9 protein-coding genes and 1 pseudogene are annotated in these 19,645 nt (G+C 34.9%); 4 read left to right on the top strand and 6 right to left on the bottom strand.

What is annotated here, in order from left to right; genetic code table 11:
- Positions 1–936 precede the first annotated feature (936 nt).
- Together MHI00_RS02480 and MHI00_RS02475 are read right to left on the bottom strand one after the other, a co-directional pair.
- A complete protein-coding gene (locus MHI00_RS02480) occupies positions 937–1,353 on the bottom strand; it encodes a hypothetical protein (RefSeq protein WP_016356634.1) in 417 nt (138 codons plus the stop codon).
- An 80-nt stretch (positions 1,354–1,433) separates the two neighbouring features.
- Positions 1,434–2,501 carry a hypothetical protein gene (locus tag MHI00_RS02475; protein ID WP_341110804.1) on the bottom strand — a complete coding sequence of 356 codons (1,068 nt, stop codon included), beginning with the start codon at positions 2,499–2,501 and terminating at the stop codon, positions 1,434–1,436.
- 321 nt (positions 2,502–2,822) lie between these two features.
- Here MHI00_RS02475 and mscL point away from each other — a divergent pair, with 321 nt between their 5' ends.
- From mscL to MHI00_RS02455, 4 genes are all read left to right on the top strand, one after another.
- Entirely contained in the window at positions 2,823–3,218 is a 396-nt protein-coding gene (gene mscL / locus MHI00_RS02470; protein WP_179206388.1) for a large conductance mechanosensitive channel protein MscL, read from the top strand.
- 135 nt (positions 3,219–3,353) lie between these two features.
- Positions 3,354–6,056 (top strand): YhgE/Pip domain-containing protein, encoded by a 2,703-nt coding sequence (locus MHI00_RS02465; protein WP_341110802.1) that lies wholly within the window; start codon positions 3,354–3,356, stop codon positions 6,054–6,056.
- 187 nt (positions 6,057–6,243) lie between these two features.
- Positions 6,244–6,999, top strand: coding sequence for an isocitrate lyase/PEP mutase family protein (locus tag MHI00_RS02460; RefSeq protein ID WP_010052776.1), 756 nt, complete (start codon positions 6,244–6,246; stop codon positions 6,997–6,999).
- A 27-nt stretch (positions 7,000–7,026) separates the two neighbouring features.
- Positions 7,027–8,073: a bifunctional transcriptional activator/DNA repair enzyme AdaA gene (locus MHI00_RS02455; RefSeq protein WP_341110798.1), complete on the top strand. Its 1,047-nt coding sequence runs from the start codon at positions 7,027–7,029 to the stop codon at positions 8,071–8,073.
- 111 nt (positions 8,074–8,184) lie between these two features.
- Here MHI00_RS02455 and MHI00_RS02450 read toward each other — a convergent pair whose 3' ends face one another.
- The 4 genes and pseudogenes from MHI00_RS02450 to nifJ all read right to left on the bottom strand — a co-directional run.
- Entirely contained in the window at positions 8,185–13,371 is a 5,187-nt protein-coding gene (locus MHI00_RS02450) for a S8 family serine peptidase (protein ID WP_341110796.1), read from the bottom strand.
- A gap of 186 nt (positions 13,372–13,557) precedes the next feature.
- Complete coding sequence (locus MHI00_RS02445) at positions 13,558–14,805, bottom strand: MFS transporter (RefSeq protein WP_010052773.1); 1,248 nt, start codon at positions 14,803–14,805, stop codon at positions 13,558–13,560.
- A 104-nt stretch (positions 14,806–14,909) separates the two neighbouring features.
- Positions 14,910–15,878, bottom strand: a complete 969-nt coding sequence (locus MHI00_RS02440; protein WP_341110793.1) for a competence protein ComK — start codon at positions 15,876–15,878, stop codon at positions 14,910–14,912.
- 182 nt (positions 15,879–16,060) lie between these two features.
- Positions 16,061–19,615 (bottom strand): annotated as a pseudogene (nifJ, locus tag MHI00_RS02435) (pyruvate:ferredoxin (flavodoxin) oxidoreductase); the annotation flags it as partial.
- Between the last annotated feature and the right edge of the window lie 30 nt (positions 19,616–19,645).

The following is a 19,645-nucleotide window of genomic DNA, read 5'->3' as shown; positions in this document are numbered from 1 at the left end:
TTATTAAAATTACTAATTCAGAAGTTCTTAAATAAATCTCTAAACTCAAATAATTTTCTACTTAACATATCATAACGTATCATATCTCATTCGCTACATATCTTATATACCAAAAAATGATGATTAAATAATCATTTTTCGGGATATTAATGTCTATATTTGAAAAATTTTTTTAACACTTCATAATTTATTGTTATTTATGATTCGTTTTTAGATTACCTAAGTTTTTTTTCACATAAAAAAAAACAAAAAACACTTGGTATATATAACTTCCCAAAAAATGTTTCTTTTTTATTCATTTTTCGGTACAGAAAAATAAATAAAAAAGTGATTGATAATTTTTATATTTTATAAAATCGGGGTTTAAATACATTAATAAATCGTTGCAAATAAAGAAAAAACGCGTAAATAACACCAATAATCAAGTGTGTGATTATTTAAACTAAAAAAAATTCAAACTAACATGTATCAAAAAACGAAGATATTTTATACATTTTTTGGATTTAATATTTTTAATAATTCGAGTTAAGTATGTTAAGTAAAATATAATTTTTTATAGCGAACTTGTTATTTTAATAAATCAATTTAATTTTAACTATTAGATTATATATGGGAGGTGTATTCATGAGAATAGACATTTTATGGGAAAATGTGCATGCTTATTATGTAACTTTTTTGACTACTAACGACATATAAATAACGAGATTAATTTTATTTCCTGAGAACTACTTAGACAATGATGATATTTGAGAAATTATTAAAAATAACTTTAATACCGTGACACACTTTTTATTAATTGATGATTTAAATGCAGGATTGGTTTTGAAATAACTTATATTAGCTAAAAACAAAAAAAGGACTGATGGAATCATTTGATGATTCATCAGTCCTTTAAATTATAGAGATTATTTTTCGTACTGCTACTAGTTTTATGCATTAAGTTGTTTTTTCAAACTTATGATGACAGTTAGGACAGGTAATAACTATCTTCCCACGATTTTTAGGTACCCTTGTAGTTTTATGGCATTCTGGACATTTTACATAACGATATTCTTTTCGTTCCTTTATTTTTTTCATTTGTAAATGATAGAAGCGTTGCACTGGGCGAATAAAGTCCAAGTAGCGCTGATTTTCTTTATAACGACGTGAAATTTTTTTAGAAAAGATACGATAATAGCTAACGGCCAGTATTAGCAATGCAATTGTTGTTAAAAATCGTTGTGGGAAAATGATTGATAAAAAAATTAACCCAACACTGATAAGTAGCAAACCTCGATTTAGCTGGTCCATAACACCATAACGTCCTACTAAAAATTTCCTCATATTTCGATCTAGTTTTTCTTTCCAATTCACTTTAAATTAGCCCTCTTTCTTGTCCAATAGCTAGAAAAGGCTAAGACATACGTCTCAACCTTTTCTTTGATCAAACTAAACTATTTTTTATATGGTGCATAAGCTCCCGTAATTGGATCCATTTTTGTTAATCCTTTAGTTGAAGGAGTGTATTGGAACATGCCAACCATATTTGAAATTTCTGTTCCATCAACTGTGTGTGCATGACGAATTTCAACTTGGAATAAATCAGCACTTTCTTTTGTTATATAATACTGATTGTCTTGGCTGCTAAGACCAGTCAATTGTTCCACCGCAGTTAAAACATTATTTTTTTCTGTATCTAGGGAAACTTCTGGTTGACTAGAATCTGTTGAGCTACTTTCAGCATTAGCTGAGCTATCCGTTGCAGTCGTTCCACTTGATTGTGTTGCATTCTTAGTAGCCAACCAAGCAGCAATTTCTTCATCTGTAGCTGTTTTAATATCTTTTCCTGTTGCAGCAGTGAATTCTTTACCTGCTAATTCAGAATTACGTTCTGTTTTATATTTAGAATCAGGTACAATGGCTTCCTCTTCCTTAACTTTTGCAGCTTGAGCTTGATTGATTTTAGTTTTTAATTCTGTTGCTTGTTGTTTTAAGTCTGCAAATAGGCTGTTGCTTAAGTCTTTTGCTAACAACTCTTCAATTGTTCCAGCCGCATCATCTAACTTTCCAGCATCAAATTGTTTTTGACTACTGTCATAAAGTGCTTGATACTCTTTTTGTTGTGTTTCAAATTTGTTGATTTTAGTTTCTAGCTCTTTACCGACTTTAACTAAGTCTTTAGAACCATTTTTTTCTGTAACGACTTTTTCAACGGCTACTTTCGCTTCTTCTAATTTACCATTCGTATATTTATTCTCTGCAGCAATGTAGTCTTTCGTTTGATTTAAAAAGGTTGTTGCAACAGCATCTTTTTCTTTAAAACCCAAAGCTTCATTGAAAGCCTCTTCTGCGCCTGCATAATCTTTTTCAGCAATTGATTGCTTACCCTCGCGCATCGCTGTATCATATTCATTACCTTTAGAGGAAGATGCACCATTGCTTTCATTTCCACAGGCACTGATAACAAAAATACTCATAACTAACACTAACATTAGACTGAATCTACTTTTTTTAGTTTTCATTTTCCATTCTCCTCTCACTGGATAGGTTTCTTTCACCTTTACATTTCTATTATAACGGAAATAGGTATAAAACCAAATTGATTTGATACATTTTAACATAAATTTTCTTTTTCGTTCGCTATCTCGTTCTTTTATATTCTAATTAATCTCCTTTAATTAAAGTCGTTCACTACAGCCCGGACAAATAACTATTTTTCAATTAGAATTCACTATATATATTTTAATAAATAGGTCTTATTTCTTTAATTCCATTCCATTTTTAGCTATACTTAAAACGTATCTGAAATTATTATAAGGAGGTTATTTTATATGTTTAAAAATATGTTAGCTGAGTTCAAAGAATTTGCATTACGTGGCAGTGTATTAGATTTAGCTGTTGGGGTTGTTATTGGTGGAGCCTTTAGTGCTATTGTTACGTCATTAGTTACAAATATCATCACGCCAATTATTGTCGCTCTTACTGGTGGTAGCAATATTAGTGATTTATCGATTAAAATTTTAAATGCAAAACTTATGTATGGAGCTTTCTTGCAATCTATTATTGATTTCTTAATTATTGCTTTTTCTATTTTCATGTTTATCAAAGTCATTAACACATTTGTTGCTAAAATGAAAAAACCTGTTGAAGAAGTTGAAGAAGAAGTTGAAATTAATGCAACCGAGGAATACTTAAAAGAAATTCGCGACTTACTTGCACAACAAAACAAAGAAATATAGTTTTACAAAAAGGCTAAGATTTTTTTATCCTAGCCTTTTTTATTTTAATACACTTATTAATCTTGTTCTACATAACAAATTTAAAGTGTTTATCTAGCCTCAATTTATTTTACACAAAAAGGAGACTTATACACTATGCGACATTTCAAAAATGTTTTTGAACTCTATCGACTCGACTGGCGAAGAATCTTTAAAAACCCTTTTGCAACAGCGTTAATTATTGCTTTACTGATTATCCCTTCTCTTTATGCTTGGTTTAATATTGCTGCTTTGTGGGATCCATATAGCAACACAAGTGAATTGAAAATAGCTGTCTACAGTGCTGATCAAACAGCTGATTTTGAAGATACTAGTATTAATATCGGGGATAAATTGATTGATTCCTTACATGATAATCATAGCTTAGGTTGGGTCTTTGTTAAATCCAAAACAGAGCTTGATAAAGGCGTTAAAGACGGAACCTATTATGCCGGAATTTATGTTCCTAAAAGTTTTTCAAGCGATTTATTGAGCTTTGTTAAAGGAGATTTAAAAAAGCCCAAAATTGAATACAGCGTCAATGAAAAAATCAATGCGATTGCACCTAAAATTACAGACAAAGGCGCTACAACCTTACAAGAAACTATTTCGAAAGAGTTTGTAGCTACGGTCAGTCAAACTGTTGTCAGTGCATTTAATACAATCGGAGTTGATTTAGAAACAAATTTACCTTCTATCAGAAAAGTTTCAAGTTTAGTGCTAGATTTAGAGAATAATCTGCCACAAATCGACACCTATACACAAGAAATTCTTGATTTACAAACAAAAATGCCTGATATTAAGGCTAAATTAACGAAAGCAAATGAATTTGTTGAGTATTTACCACAAGTGAACCAGATGACAGCTAAGATTAGTGAGGTCAATAGTTTGATGCCTCAACTTGATCAAACTGGTTCATTGATTCTTGATTTGCAAAAAAATATTCCTCAAATTCAAAATGCTGGACGCCAAATTGCTCAAATAGATCAGGATTTTGATGGAATTGCTGCAACTTTAAATCAAGGCATCGATGAAGCAAATCAAGCTTTGACAGTTATTCAGGAAGTACAAACTATTGTGCCTGACGTTATTGAACTAGGACAAGACGCTTCCCAAACTGTCGAATCGACTAAAGAAGTTATTGCAAAAATCCAATCTGCTTTAGAACCCGTCAAACAAGCGATTGACACTGGTTTAACTATTTTAAAATCCGTTGCTTCGTCCATTGGAAAACTGGCGGATAATTTAAGTTCAACAGTCGTAACGGAAGATAATAAGGCAGCAATTATCGCAAGTTTAACTTCTTTGAGCACACATTTAGACACAGCCAATACGATGTTAAGTGGCTTAATTGATAACTTAGAAAAATTGCAGGAAGCTAGTGGGAGCACTGAATTGACAACTACTATCAATCAATTAAAAGACTTGCAAACACGAAATAATGAGCTTAACCAAAAAGTGACAGCCTTGCTTAATGAACTTCCAAATTTATCCGTAGCTGAAATTCAAACGCGTTTAAATGAAATTAGCGCCACTGCAAAAGGCTTTGTAAATGACCTGAATGCAATTGATAATGCTGCAATTAGTCAAGGTATCCAAAACGTATTAACTAAATTAAACGAGGCTTTAAGTCACGCTGATACGATTTTGAATTCAGCAAACACAACCATTCTCCCTAACGTGGAAAGTCTTTTAGCTAGTACCACGGGAACAATTAAAAATGCTGTTACCTATTTAGAAAAGTATCAAAAAGAACTGCCTGCATTAAAAAATGAAATCCATACAGCTAATACGTTATTGAATGGCAACATGGATTTAATCGTTGGTGGCATTAACAAAGCGGCTGACTTTTATCAAAATGATTTTCCCACACTGAAACAAAAATTAGCCACGGCAGATGACTTTGTTAAAAATGACTTACCAGGTATTGAAGATGATATTACCAAAACTTTAGCAATGGTTAATGAAAAAATGCCTGATGTTGAGAATGCATTGAATTCAGCTAGTAGTCTAATTAAAAATGATTGGCCCATGATTCGTTCGGGTATCGAGAAGGCTGGCAACTTCATTCGTGATCAACAAGAGAATATTGATTTAAACGAATTGATTAAACTATTAAAAGCTGATGCACAATCAGAAAGTGATTTTCTTTCTAATCCAGTGACCATGAAACAAAAAGCTTGGTATCCTGTGCCAAACTATGGCTCTGCAAGTGCACCTTTCTACACAGCCTTGTGTCTTTGGGTTGGTGGTTTGCTATTTTCTAATATTGCGAGTACAGACTTCGTTCTTTCCGATAAAGATAAGAAACGCTTCTCTAAACGTGAACAATACTCAGCACGGATGCTCAGTTTCTTATCCGTCGGATTTTTCCAAGCATTAATTGTGTCATTAGGAAATCTTTATCTGCTTCATACCTATGCTTTTGAAAAAACTTGGTTTGTAGCAATGACCATTTTTGTTGGTTTAGTCTTCATGTCAATTTTGTATATTTTAGCAGCCGTCTTTGGCAATCTTGGAAAAGGCATAGGGATTATCTTACTTGTGCTTTCGATTTCAGCTGGTGGAGGTAATTTTCCAATTCAACTTTCTGGAAAATTTTTCCAATTTATCAATCCTTTATTGCCTTTCACTTATGCTGTTAATTTATTACGTGAACCTGTCGGCGGTATTTATTGGCCGAATGCTTGGTTTTATGCGCTTGTTCTATTGCTTTTCGGTCTAGTCTTTGGTATTTTTGGAATTATTTTCCAACCTTATATTTCAGTCTACATCAAAAAACTACAAGCAAAAATCAATGAAAGTCATTTTTTCCATTAATACTTTCAATTTAACTATAAAATAAATAGCGGTGTATCCATCTCAACTGAGTAAATCATTCAGGTATTGAGAGATACACTGCTATTTTTATTAAAATCTTGCTAAAAATGGTCGTGTTAATTTTTCTGGTATTTTACTTTAGCTATTGGCGTATAGTGAAGGTAATCGAACCAAGGAGATGATTACTATGCTAAAAACTAAGTATGACCAATTTAAACAGCTACACAACGAGAAAGAGGCTTTAATTTTGTATAACTGTTGGGATGTCGCAACCGCACTGGCGCTAGAAGAAAGTGGTGCTTCAGCAATTGCCACCAGTAGCTATGCTTTAGCACAAGCTTGGGGATTTCCTGATGGCCAAAAGATGACTTTTACTGAATTTTATTGGTTTATCTCACGAATTGCTTCCCACATAACAAAGCCCTTTACTGTAGATATAGAGGCTGGCTATGCTGTCGAGTTAAAACAATTAGAAGCAAATATGATGCAACTGCTTACCTTAGATATTGTAGGTGTCAATTTTGAGGACCAAGATTTAAGTACTGAAGTTCCTCAATTATGGACGATAACTGAACAAAGTGCTAGAATTCAAACTATTAAGGATGCCGCAAAAAAACAAAACAAAACTATTTTTTTGAATGCTCGGACTGATATCTTTTTTCAGAATCGTGTAGTCAATCAAGAATTAATGATTGAGGCCCTTAATCGGACGACAGCTTATGCTAATGCTGGAGCAGATTGTATTTTCATCCCTGGATTGGTGGATAAAAAGTGGTTAGCTTATTTTATCCACCATTCCCCACTTCCTGTAAATGTTATGATCCTTCCAGGATTGCCTTCATCGTCTGAACTACAAAATATGGGAGCTAAACGAATTAGTTATGGACCAGCTAGCTATTTTTCAACAATGAACTATTTTCAACAAAACGCTAGAAAATCCTGAAATAAATACGATTGGAGTTGAAACCAAATGATTACGAACCAAAAAGAAATTGATACTTACTATGAAATGTTAGTCGAAAAAAATTCAAATTATGAAGGTATTTTCTTTGTTGGGGTAAAAACGACAGGGATTTTGTGTCGTCCTACTTGTCCTGCAAAAAAACCACTGAAAGAAAATTGTGAATTTTTCGAAACTGCTAAAGAAGCACTTTTAGCTTCTTATCGACCTTGTAAAAGGTGTCATCCCCTCACACATCCCTCTAATCTTTCGGATGATGTCAAATTACTTGTAACAGCTATTGAAAAGGATCCTACAAAAAAATGGACAGATAAGGATTTTGATAACTTAGCCATTAGCGCGAATACTGCACGCCGACAATTAAAAAAAGAATTTGGCATGACGTTTATTGAATACGCTCGTTCAAGAAGAATGGGTTTAGCTTTTAAACATATTCGTAATGGTGAATCTTTAATTGATACACAATTAGCTAGTGGCTTTGAATCTAGTAATGGGTTTCGTGATGCTTTTTCTAAAACTATGGGAGATGTACCCCAACGTTCCAAAAAAATCCAGGTACTTTCTAGCGCATGGATTGAAACAAAATTAGGCTCTATGTTGGCTATTTCAGATGAGCACCATTTATTCTTACTGGAATTTGTTGACAGAGTGGGACTAGAAACTGAAGTAAAAAAATTAAGGGTTCGTCTCAATGCTGCAATTCTGCCTGGGAAAACAGCGATTTTAGAAATGATTGAAAAGGAGTTAACACTTTACTTTGATGGTGAGTTAACTGATTTTAAAACGCCTATTCGCTATCTAGGCTCACCATTTCAAACGGAAGTCTGGGATGCGTTACAAAGAATTCCCGCTGGCACAACAACCACCTATAAAAAAATCGCTGAAAATCTAAATAATCCACTGGCTTATCGGGCAGTAGCCCGAGCCAATGGCGCTAATCAACTTTCCATTATTGTCCCTTGTCATAGAGTTATAAATACAAATGGAGCTTTAGGAGGATACGGTGGAGGTACCGCACGTAAAGAATGGTTATTAAAACATGAAACGAACGAGTAGTATATTATCTGACTTCAAATAGCCCATGAAACGACTATCATCAAAATAGTCTTCATGGGCTTCTTTAGTTTATTTATACTCTCCAACTAGAATCAATCTTAGATAGTTATTCTATAAGTTAGAGGATTTTTTTTTATTTTTTAGCAACAGATAGATACTATAAAAACTTATCCACAGTCCCAAAATAGAATAACTTTGCTTAACATCAATTCCGGTTTTAGGTAATTGGTCTTTATCATTTAATTCGTTCGCCATAGTTGGTTGAACTAGATTAGTAGCAGACTCTTTTACCTTAGTGGACTCTATGATTGAATTTACTTCTTCTTGCCCCGGTTTTAAGATTGGAATCGTTGGGTTAGTCGTTTCCGTTTCTGGTTTCTCTTTTTCTTCTACAATTTCTTCGAAAAGCACTGTTTCTTTGATAATCTCACTTTGATTGCCGGCATCATCATAGCTTTGAGCATAAATATCTGCCGATTTTTCTAGTTTGAAAGGTGCTTGATACTCACTATATGTGAGTCCATTATCCAAGCTATAGCGCAAATGAGTAAAAGTCTGTTCTCGCTCAGTCAACTCTTTTTGGTAACCTAAACTAATTTGAACAGATTCTGTGAACTTTTCACGTGGGCTAACGTCAATTTTAGGTTGCGAAGCAATTACTTGTTGACTATTTTTCACTTCATAAATGGTTGGCTCTGAGTAGTTTCCATATTTATCCAGCGTTTTAAAAGAAACTTTTTGGTTTGAAGTAACCGCAATTTGATCGGTATATAGCTGATACTCTTCACCAGATAGACAGTAATAAATCAACGTTTCAGCTTCCGAGGTTGCTGTTAGATTTACGGCTTTATTTGTTAAACTTGTTGTATCGGCTGTTACAATCGGTGCTAATGGTGACGTTTGACGATAATAAATCGAAATTTCTTTTTTAGTCAGATTATTAAGTGTATCAAGTAATCCTATTTGAACACTATTTTCACCTTCTGTGACATTCACTGGATACTCAAATGGTGCTGCCAAACGATTTGCAAAGAATTTTTCATCAAAAATAAAATAATTCGCATCCGTCAGGACATTTTCATTATTAATATACAAACGATAACCTGAAAAATTATCTGAAATCAACCCCTTTAAAAGGAATGGATTTTGATTTGTATAAATTTGATAATTGCCCTGACTGTCCGTTTGTAAGTTTTCAACATCTAAAGTTGGCAACACCGTATCAAGCAATAACGTATACCCTTCGTCTACCAAAGGTTTTTCAGCATTGATCGCTGAATCTTGTAGATAGAAAGCGACTGTATTTTTCCCTTGTTTTAACGGAACTGGATAAGAAAACGTTAATTCAATGGGATCATAGGCAACGTCTTTCCCATCAATTGTAAATTGTTCAACGGGTTCTTTTAAGCGACCCTTAATCGTATATTCTTTTGAAATCTCATCGTAATTAGGATTTCCAACGCCAACTTGCGTGAAGCCAACCACATTCAGATTGCTTAAAGCTAAGATAGTTGGTTGATTGTACCCAGTTGTACGCAGACTAATTATTTTAATCGTCTTGTTTCCAAATTCATCTAAAGCAGTGACCATAAGGCTATTTTGTCCATTTACTAGCGGAATTTCAGTTGAAAATTGACCGTCTGCTTGAATAGCATCTGTACTATTTATCTTGACTCCATTTGACTGGTTAACTACTTCTAAGACCTTCGTCGAACTTCCTGTTTTCCCCGTAACTAGGTAATGATTTTCATCAATAACCACAGATTCAGTTGGGCTATCAATCGTTAATTCTGGGGGCGTTACTTTCGCTCTAATAGCGACTCTTTTTATTATCGTTTGCTGATTTGCTTCCTGACTAAAAATCAATTCGGTCGAATTTTCAGTCAGTGGAACCTCCATGTCAAAATAACCTGCTTGATTGTCAATTAAAGAACCATTGACATAGATACTCTTTCCAGCTGGATAATAGCCTTTCACAGTATAACTTTTTTTCTCAGTTGAATAGCTATTGCTAGCTGTAGTAATCAAGGCATTGTCTGATAAGTTAAATAAAACGAACTCTTCTTTTGTACCAAATGAAATGAACTCATTAAAATGACCGATATTGCCTGCATAATCGGAAACGACCACTTCAACTTGATTTTTGCCGTTGGCTGCCTGTTGTGTATTTTTTAAAGGAACAGTTAGTTCTTCATTTTCTGTTGCACTTAAATCATAGGTTTCAATTTGACCATTAACTGCAATAGCGACCGAACGCAAATCAGCTCCACTTAATTGATCTTCGATTTTAAGGCTTAGGCTATCTGGGGTAATAAACTTAGCCTGACTGATAACAGGATTTTTTGTATCAACTTTAATTGGCAAGAATGTTTCTTGTGTGCCGGCTTTTTCTGACATACCTTGAACGGTAATTTTCATTTGATAGTGACCGTCTGGTACAACATCATTCCCACCGGTTTTTGGATTATAGATCATTCCATTCCAAGTGGCTGCAGTAACTGTATGAGATGAGAAGGCACTACTAACTGGATTAAAGTAATCTTTAATCACGTTATGGTCTTCATTTAAACGTCGAATCACTTTTTTATTTGAATCAACGATTTCATAGGTTGCTGTTTTGGCGTGTCTTAAAAAATAAAGGGTTGGTTTGGCTTCATCTTTGCGTCCGTCTTTGTTTGGTGAGATAGCGACTAGATTGGGATTAATTGTCCCTTTTTCCAAACCTAAAAAGGTGTTACTTTTATCTGTAAAAAAGCCTTTGCCTTGAATGGAATTACCTGAGTAAACGGGTGTATCAAGAATAGCGGCTTCACTATAATCTCCATAAAATCCCATGTAAGGTATGACGAGGTCTGGTTGAGTTTCACTGGCTAATCCAATGTATCCTTCAACGAATTGATTTTTGGAAAATGTATCTGGCAAGTCTAAGGTAAGTTGAATTGTTTTGGTTTCCCCAGCTTTTAACTTGATTTCGGATGACGCTATTTTGATGTCAGCTCCATCAATTTTCTTTTCATATACTTCTGCTGTAGCAGTTCGATCTTCGGTATAAACGCCACCGAAATCATGAAAGTTATAGCTTGCGTCTTGCTTTCCTGCATTTTTCAACTGCAAGCTTATTTTGGTGCTTTGATTGATTTGTTTCAAAGCTACGCTGGCTTTACCTGTTTTAGCATCTGTTAGATAGACTTTATTTTTAATAGCTTGATCTGCTTGTAAGAGTCCAGCTCCCTGTCTTCTAGGGGAAATAATCACGTCTGAATGTTTTTGGTCCATGACTGGTATTGCCGTATTTAAAAGGGATGCCTTAGCAAATTCAATCAAATTCAAACCTGTTAAAGGACTCTGTTCCGCCTTTAACGCTTGATAGATTAAAGCTTCTGTTCCCGCTACAAAGGGTGCTGCCATTGATGTACCACTATTTGTTTGGTAACTATTTTGATTCGCAGTTGAATAAATTTGTCCTCCTGGAGCGGTTATTTCTGGTTTGAATTCTAAACTAGGTGTCGGTCCCCATGAAGAAAAATCGGATATTTTGCCAGCTTTAGGATTTTCCGTGAGAAACTTATCTGCTTCAAAACTATAATTTATTGCGGGATTTTCCGAGATTAATTCCGCGAATTTATCGCCATCTTCTTTTGTTAATCCCAAAGTTATGAAATTTGGATCAGCAATAGGCATTTCTAAGGCAGCCAAATTAGGGAGATTATTATAGATAAAAACTGCTGCTGCTCCATATTTTTTAGCTAGCACTTGCTTATCTAAAAAGGGAATCGAACCACGTCTTACTAAAACAATTTTTCCGGCGACATCTTTGTTTTGGTAATCTGCTTCTGTCCCTGTTCCTAGGTCAATCATCGCATGTGGTGTGCTTAAACCACTGATATTAGCTGTTACTCCTTTAAAATAAGGGATTTTCCCTTCTGATGAAGCAGGTGTTTCCATTAGATAAGGAACCTTCGCGCCGGCTTCATTTACTGTATAAATTGCCAAGCGTCCACTAATTTGGACGGATGATTCCAATGAAGCAACGGTTAGTCCTTCATCTGTTACGCCTGGTGAGCCTAATGTTCCAGTATCGATCGTTCCAAATTTATTTTGTGGGGCTACATTTGTATCATTACTTGTACTTAAACCACTATTTCCTGCTGCAATCACAGATAGGACGCCAACTTCTGCTGCTTCACGAATTGAAATTTGAACAGGATCATTACTGTCACGGTTTCCTGCAACTGAGCCCAAACTCATATTTAAGATATCAGCTCCTAATTTTACAGAATCCTCGATGGCTGCAATTACATCGTCATTTAAGGCGACTGCCCCACTAGAATTTGAAAAAACTTTCATTGCTAGTAACTGTGCTTCTGGAGCTACACCTAAAACTGCTGTTGTACTATCAGCTCCAATGCCATTGGCTGCAGCAATCCCTGCTACATGCATGCCATGCATATTTGTTGTAGGATTTTCATCAATGATGGTTGTATTATTATCAGCATAATTATACCCATAAGGTATTTTACGAGTAAAAGCTTTACCATGCCCCATTTCAGCTATGTTTATTTGACTTTCTTCAAGGCTAATTTTTTCTTTTGTTGTGTCAGATAAACGTAAATCTTTATGACTGGGATCAATCCCTGTATCAATAATCGAAACAACCATACCTTCACCTTTTAATTGGTACTCTTCCCAAACTTGATTAATATTAGCTAACTGATTGGCCTCAACGGAAGTTGGATAGTAGACTGTCGCAACGGTAACATCTGCTACTCCAGGCAGATCACGAATCGTATCAATGTCTTTGTATTTAACATCGATTGAAAAACCATTTAATAAATACCCAAAGCTTCGTTGTGCTTTATTTCCAGTTATTTTCTCAACTTTCGTCTTAATTATTTGCTGATTTTGAATGACATCATCTGTCGCCTGCTCTATTTTTTCAATCGATTTTTTTGTTCCAGTTGGAGGCTGACTAGTATCACTGGCACTCTCGTTAAGTAACTGGATAACTACACGAATTTCCTGCTCATTTTTTTCTGTGTTTGAAAAATCTTCAAATTTCAGTCCTTTGATTTCCAATTGCGCTGCCATGTTCTCATCAAAGGCTTTTTCATTTAAAGCGTTTACACTTTGTTCGTTTGATTCTAGTGCTTTAACAAGTTTCGTGTAATTATCTGAACTTAAATTTTCTGATTCTATTGCGGAACTAATTATTGGCGAAAATTGTGAGCCAACTCCACCAATTATTGTATAGATTAAAATCCATTTGATTAAATTTTGGAACTTTTTTTTCTTCATCATCTTTATTTTCTCCTCCAATTTTCTCAAAATAATAAAAAAACTATCGTATCAATTCTAATTGATTTATAATTTTTTTACAATGATAATTTTAAATATAAGTACCTTATTAAATTATTTGTATAAAAAAAACCATGTAACCCAGCTTTAAGTAGCTGACTTACACGGATTTTTTTCATTCTATTTAATTTATTCTCCAGTAAAATCTGGATTAAAATAATTTTCACGTTTTAGACCTTTGACACTTAACATAATGCAAAAACTTATCAAGTATAATGTCGCTAAAAAGAGCATAACCGCCATTAAATTGTACTTATCAAGTAGAAAACCAATCACGACTGATGAAAATCCACCGATTGCTCGACCAGTATTAATAATCAGATTATTTGCTGTTGAACGAATATGAGTTGGATACAATCGACTGACAATCGCACCGTAACCAGCAAACATTCCATTGGCAAAAAATCCAACTACAGCTCCACCTAATAGCATTGTCCATTGATTCGTAGCAAAAACAAAAAGAAATACGGAGACAGCAGAAACTAGTAAAAATACTGAGTAAGCTAAACGTGCTCCTAATGTATCTAAAATCCGACCAAATAGAAGCATTCCTAAACTCATACCAATAATTGTGGCAATCATCCATAAGGACGAACCTGAAACGGATAAACCTAATTGTTTTTGGACAATTGAAGGCAACCAGTTCATTAAACCAAAGTAGCCCGCAATTTGAATGACAGCCATCACCATCAACGAAATTGTTTGACGGGCCAAGTTAGGTGTTTTAAATAATTCTTTTAAAGAAGCAGATGGTTGACTACTTTCCTTAATTTGGCTCGCTTTCCATTCCTCACTTTCGTCTAAGTGACTGCGGATGAAGAAGGTTAAAACAACTGGCAATAAACCAAATAAAAACAACGCGTTCCAACCAAATCGTGGGATAATAATTGCAGCAATGATTGCGGCAATTATCGAACCAACTTGCCCAGTGATTGCGACAATTGAAGTCATTTTCCCTAATTTTTCTTTTGGAAAGGCCTCAGCAACAATTGCCATACCAATCCCATATTCCCCTCCTGCACCAATACCTGAAAGGAATCTAAATAAGTAGACTAAGTAAATATTTGAAGCAAAATACATAGCTCCAGTAGCAAAAGCAAAAATTAAAATGGTGTAAGTAAAAATTTTGATCCGGCCAAAACGATCTGCCAAGATACCAAAAGTAACGCCACCTAGTAGCATCCCCACATTGGTAATGGAGGAAATCAATCCTGCTGCAGCCCCACTTACATTCAAATCAGCAATGATTGACGTCAGAGCAAAAGTTAAGAACATAATATCCATACTTTCTAATCCTAGTCCTGCTGATGATGATGCAAGTACCTTTTTCTGGTAAGAGCTCATTGATTGTTGACTATGTGTCGCTTGTTTATTCATAATTGCTTTTCCTCCTAAAACGAACGATCTCTGTCGTTCATTATTTTATTAGTTCTGCATTATTATACGTTGAACACTATTAAAATACAACAATTTTTTAAGGATTACATTTTAAACTCTTCTTTTTCTTCTAGATAATTCGTCCTTTGGCTTTCTTTCTCCTTCCTCCCCAACCTTAAAGGAATATCTAGAAACGCTCTGACTTGATGTAAATAAGGATCTTCTACACCAAAATTTTTCTTTAAAGAATCACTAATCCAACTATACTTTAAATATTCAATTAGCTCTGGTAAGCTATAATTCGGCAACTTATACTGTATTTTTAAAAGAGACTGGTGAATGATATTTAAAGGCTGCTCTTTCTTCATAAGCCATTCAATTTCAAAAAATTGGCTAAACAAGTTAAAAGCTGACTTCTGAACATGATACAGCAAGGTAGCATTCTCAACTCTTTTTTTAAAGCTTTTATAACTAATCGGAATAATGATTCGATAATTATTTCGACAAAATAAGTAAGTTTGATTGGTTACAGAATGACTTTGGCCTGTGATTACATGGTGTAATGCTAGCCAACTAGTTCCCGCCTGTTTTCGACCAAAATCAGGTAAAAAACAAATATCTCCAAGTAAGTAGGGACAATATTTAGTAATCTCTAATAGCTTTCCAATACTTTGAATGGTTTCATAGTTGATTCCTTGTTGATTAAAATAACGGGTCATAATATCTGCCGTTTTTTCTCGGGTTTTAACCGGTTTTTGACCGATTCGGTGAATTATGGTTTGATACGTACCTTCCAAGTAACTAATATTTTGAATATATAGCGTGTTTTTTCCAATTAAAACAAATTCCTCTTCTTCAGATTCTGAAATAAAAGTAGCATGATTTTTTAATTCAATGGTTAAACTGCTAAGTTGATACTCAGCAAATTTAAAATTAGCTTCCTCTGCATAATCTGTTTCCTTAAAAACACCCTTTTTAGTATTTTCTACTGTTTTTCTAAAAGAATTAAATCCCTTAAAATAGTATCCTTGGATATCTTCACGGACACTTTTTTGATAGTTTTTCTGACTCACGCTCACTTCTCCTTTGATTTTTATTTGCTCTTGTTTTACTTCTATTCTCCTTTCTTTTCTTTAACTATATACTACGTTCTTCTTTCATTTTAAATTTGTATTCTAATAAAAATAATGAATGTCTATAATAAAAAAGCATAAAAACGGTGACCTTCTCAATAGAAAGCCACCGTTTGAATTTATTCTTTTTCTAATTTAGCTCTGATTTTTTCTTCTTGTCCTGACAGTCGCGCATAATTATAAAATCTAATTTTTGCATCATTGACCGTTTTATCAAATAAATGATCAGCTACTGTTGGATTGGCTTTAAATAAAGAAGTAAAGCGTGTTTGAGTCAGCATAAAGTCTTTCATATCAGCAAAAGCTGGTTTTTTATAATCTAAACTCATTGGATTCTTCCCTTTTTCAGCCAAACTTGGATTGAAACGATAAAGCGACCAATAGCCAGATTCTACCGCTTCTTTTGTTTCTTTTAGAGCATTCCCCATACCACCAATTAAGCCATGGACAATACATGGAGTATAGGCAATAATCAATGAAGGTCCAGGGAATTTTTCAGCTTCCTCGATAGCTTTAATCGTTTGCGCTTGATTTGCTCCTAAAGCAATTTGAGCGACATAAACATTGCCATAGCTCATCGCCATCATCCCTAAATCTTTTTTAGATACGTACTTGCCACTAGCTGCAAATTTGGCAATTGCCGATGTTGGTGTCGCTTTAGATGTTTGTCCACCAGTATTTGAATAAACTTCATTATCCATTACAAGCATATTTACATCTTCGCCGCTAGCTAAAACATGGTCAATTCCACCGAAACCAATATCATAAGCCCAACCATCTCCCCCAATCATCCATTGACTAGGTTTAACAAAGAGATCCTTTTCTTCATAGATTGCTTCTAATATTGGATTTCCTGTTTTTTCTTGGATTAATGAGAATTTTAAGTTAGCTGCCCTTTCTTGGGTGCCATCACTTTCATTGATTCCCGTCAACCATTCAGTAAAGGCTTCTTCAAGTTCACTACTAATCGTTCCCGTTTCAATAGCTTGCCCCATTTTTAACGCAATCCCTTCACGTCGTGTTTGATGAGCTAAATGCATACCAAAACCAAATTCGGCATTGTCTTCTAATAATGAATTTGACCAAGCTGGACCGCAGCCTGCACTATTCGTTGTATAAGGAGTTGCTGGACTTGAACCGCCCCAGATAGAAGAGCATCCTGTAGCATTCGCCACCATCATTCGATCGCCAAATAGCTGAGTTAAAAGTTTAACATATGGTGTTTCCCCACAACCAGAGCATGCTCCAGAAAATTCAACTAAAGGTTGTTCAAACTGTGAGCCACGAACTGTATTTTTCTTAAATGGATTTTTCTTAGCTTTTAAAGTCATTGAGAAAGCCCAATTAACAGCTTGTTCTTTTTGTTCTTCATAAGGACGCATTTTTATCGCTTTTTCCTTAGCTGGACAAGCTGCTACACATAAACCGCAACCCGTACAATCATCAACTGCAACTTGAATACGATATTGTAATCCGTCAGCTCCACGAATATCTCGAACAATATAACCAGCTGGTGCCTCTTCCATTTCATCTTCATCCGCTAAGAATGGGCGAATTGCCGCATGGGGACAAACAAACGCACACTCATTACACATCGTACAGTTTTCAGGAATCCATTCCGGTACTTCTAAAGCAACACCACGTTTTTCATAAGCTGCCATTCCAACTGGAATTTCTCCACTAGTCATGCCATGTTCTATTAGGGTTCCAACGCTTAACGAATCGCCTTCTTGACGATTCATCGGTTCTAAAATATTAAAAACAAATTTTGGTAAGTGGCTGGTATCTCGTTCTTCACTTATTTCAGGCTCTGTTAACCATGTATTTGGCACTTCAACTTGATGGACCATTTCTGCAGCCATTTCAATGGCTTGGCAATTTTTTTCAGCGATCTCTTGCGATTTACGTCCATAGGTTTTCATTGCGTCCGCTTTTAACAAATCTACAACTTCCGCAATCGGCATAATAGAGGTAACCTTAAAAAAGGCTGTTTGCATAATGGTATTAATCCGTCGTCCCAAACCAATTTGATTGGCTAACTGTACCGCATTAATCGTATAAAATTTAATCTCATTTTCAGCTAGATATTTCTTTAATTTGTATGGGAGCATTTGTGCTAATTTTTCATCATCCCAGACTGTATTCAAGAGGAATGTTCCACCTTTTTTTAAACCTTTAACTAAATCATATTTAGATAAATAAGCCGCCGTGTGGCAAGCAATAAAATCAGCTTGCTCAATTAAAAAGGTTGATTTTATTGGATTATCACCAAAACGTAAATGAGATACCGTCAAGCCGCCCGATTTTTTCGAATCATAGGAAAAATAACCTTGTACATATTTATCTGTATGATCCCCAATTAATTTAATCGCTGATTTATTAGCTCCAACGGTTCCATCACTCCCAAAACCCCAGAATTTTGCTTGATACGTACCAGCAGATGTTAAATCAACTTCTTCCCCTTTTGGCAGAGATAAATAAGTCACATCATCTTCAATTCCAATTGTAAATCGACTTTTTAACTCTGTTTCAGTAGCTAAATGATCAAAAATCCCTAAAATATCAGCAGGTGTCACATCTTTAGACCCTAATCCATAACGTCCTCCAATAATAGTTGGTCGGAATTTTGAATCATAGAAAGCACTTTGCACATCTAAGAGTAATGGCTCTCCACCTGCACCAGGCTCTTTTGTTCGATCTAAAACAGCAACTCGTTCAACTGTTTCCGGTACAGCCTTTAGAAAATGCTTAACTGGGAAAGGTCGATATAAGCGAATATTTAATAAACCGACTTTTTTTCCACTTTGTCTTAAATAATCAATGGTTTGCTCAATGACTGGTGTGACAGAGCCCATAGCAATTAAAATATCTGTCGCATCAGCTGCTCCATAATAATTAACTAACTCATAATCAGTTCCACGTAGTTGGTTGATTGCATGCATATATTTTTCAACAATTTCAGGTAAGCGGTCATAATGACTATTAATCGTTTCTCTTTGTTGGAAATGAATATCAGGATTTTGATTGGTCCCAGAGACCGTTGGATGATTTGGGTTCATCCCATTATGTCTAAAAGCGGTCAGAGCGTCTTTATCCATAAGACCTTTTAATTCATCGTATTCTAATACGTCAATTTTTTGAATTTCATGACTTGTCCTAAACCCATCGAAAAAGTTCATAAAAGGCAAAGAACTTGTTAAAGTTGATAAATGAGCGACTGCTGATAAGTCCATAACTTCTTGAACACTACCTTCAGCTAACATGGCAAAGCCCGTTTGACGAGCCGCCATGACATCTCCATGGTCACCAAAAATGTTCAATGCATTAGTCGTCACTGCACGACTTGCTACATGAAATACCGTTGGCAATAACTCTCCTGCAATCTTATACATATTTGGAATCATTAATAATAATCCTTGTGAAGCAGTGTATGTGGTTGTCATGGTTCCCGTTTTTAGCGAGCCATGAACAACGCCTGCAGCTCCCGCCTCTGATTGCATTTCAACAATTTTTACTTCTTGTCCAAATAAATTTTTCTTGCCATCCGATGCCCATTGATCAACTAATTCAGCCATTGTTGAACTGGGGGTAATGGGGTAAATTGCAGCTACTTCAGTAAAAGCATAGGAAATATAGGCAGCTGCTGTATTGCCATCCATTGTTTTCTGTCTTCTCATCGTTGCTCCTCTTTTCTTATACTACTTGAA

Origin of the sequence: Carnobacterium sp. FSL E2-0243 (genome assembly GCF_038003605.1) — a bacterium.
GTDB lineage: Bacteria > Bacillota > Bacilli > Lactobacillales > Carnobacteriaceae > Carnobacterium > Carnobacterium maltaromaticum.
This window is presented reverse-complemented; position numbering and strand designations above follow the sequence as displayed.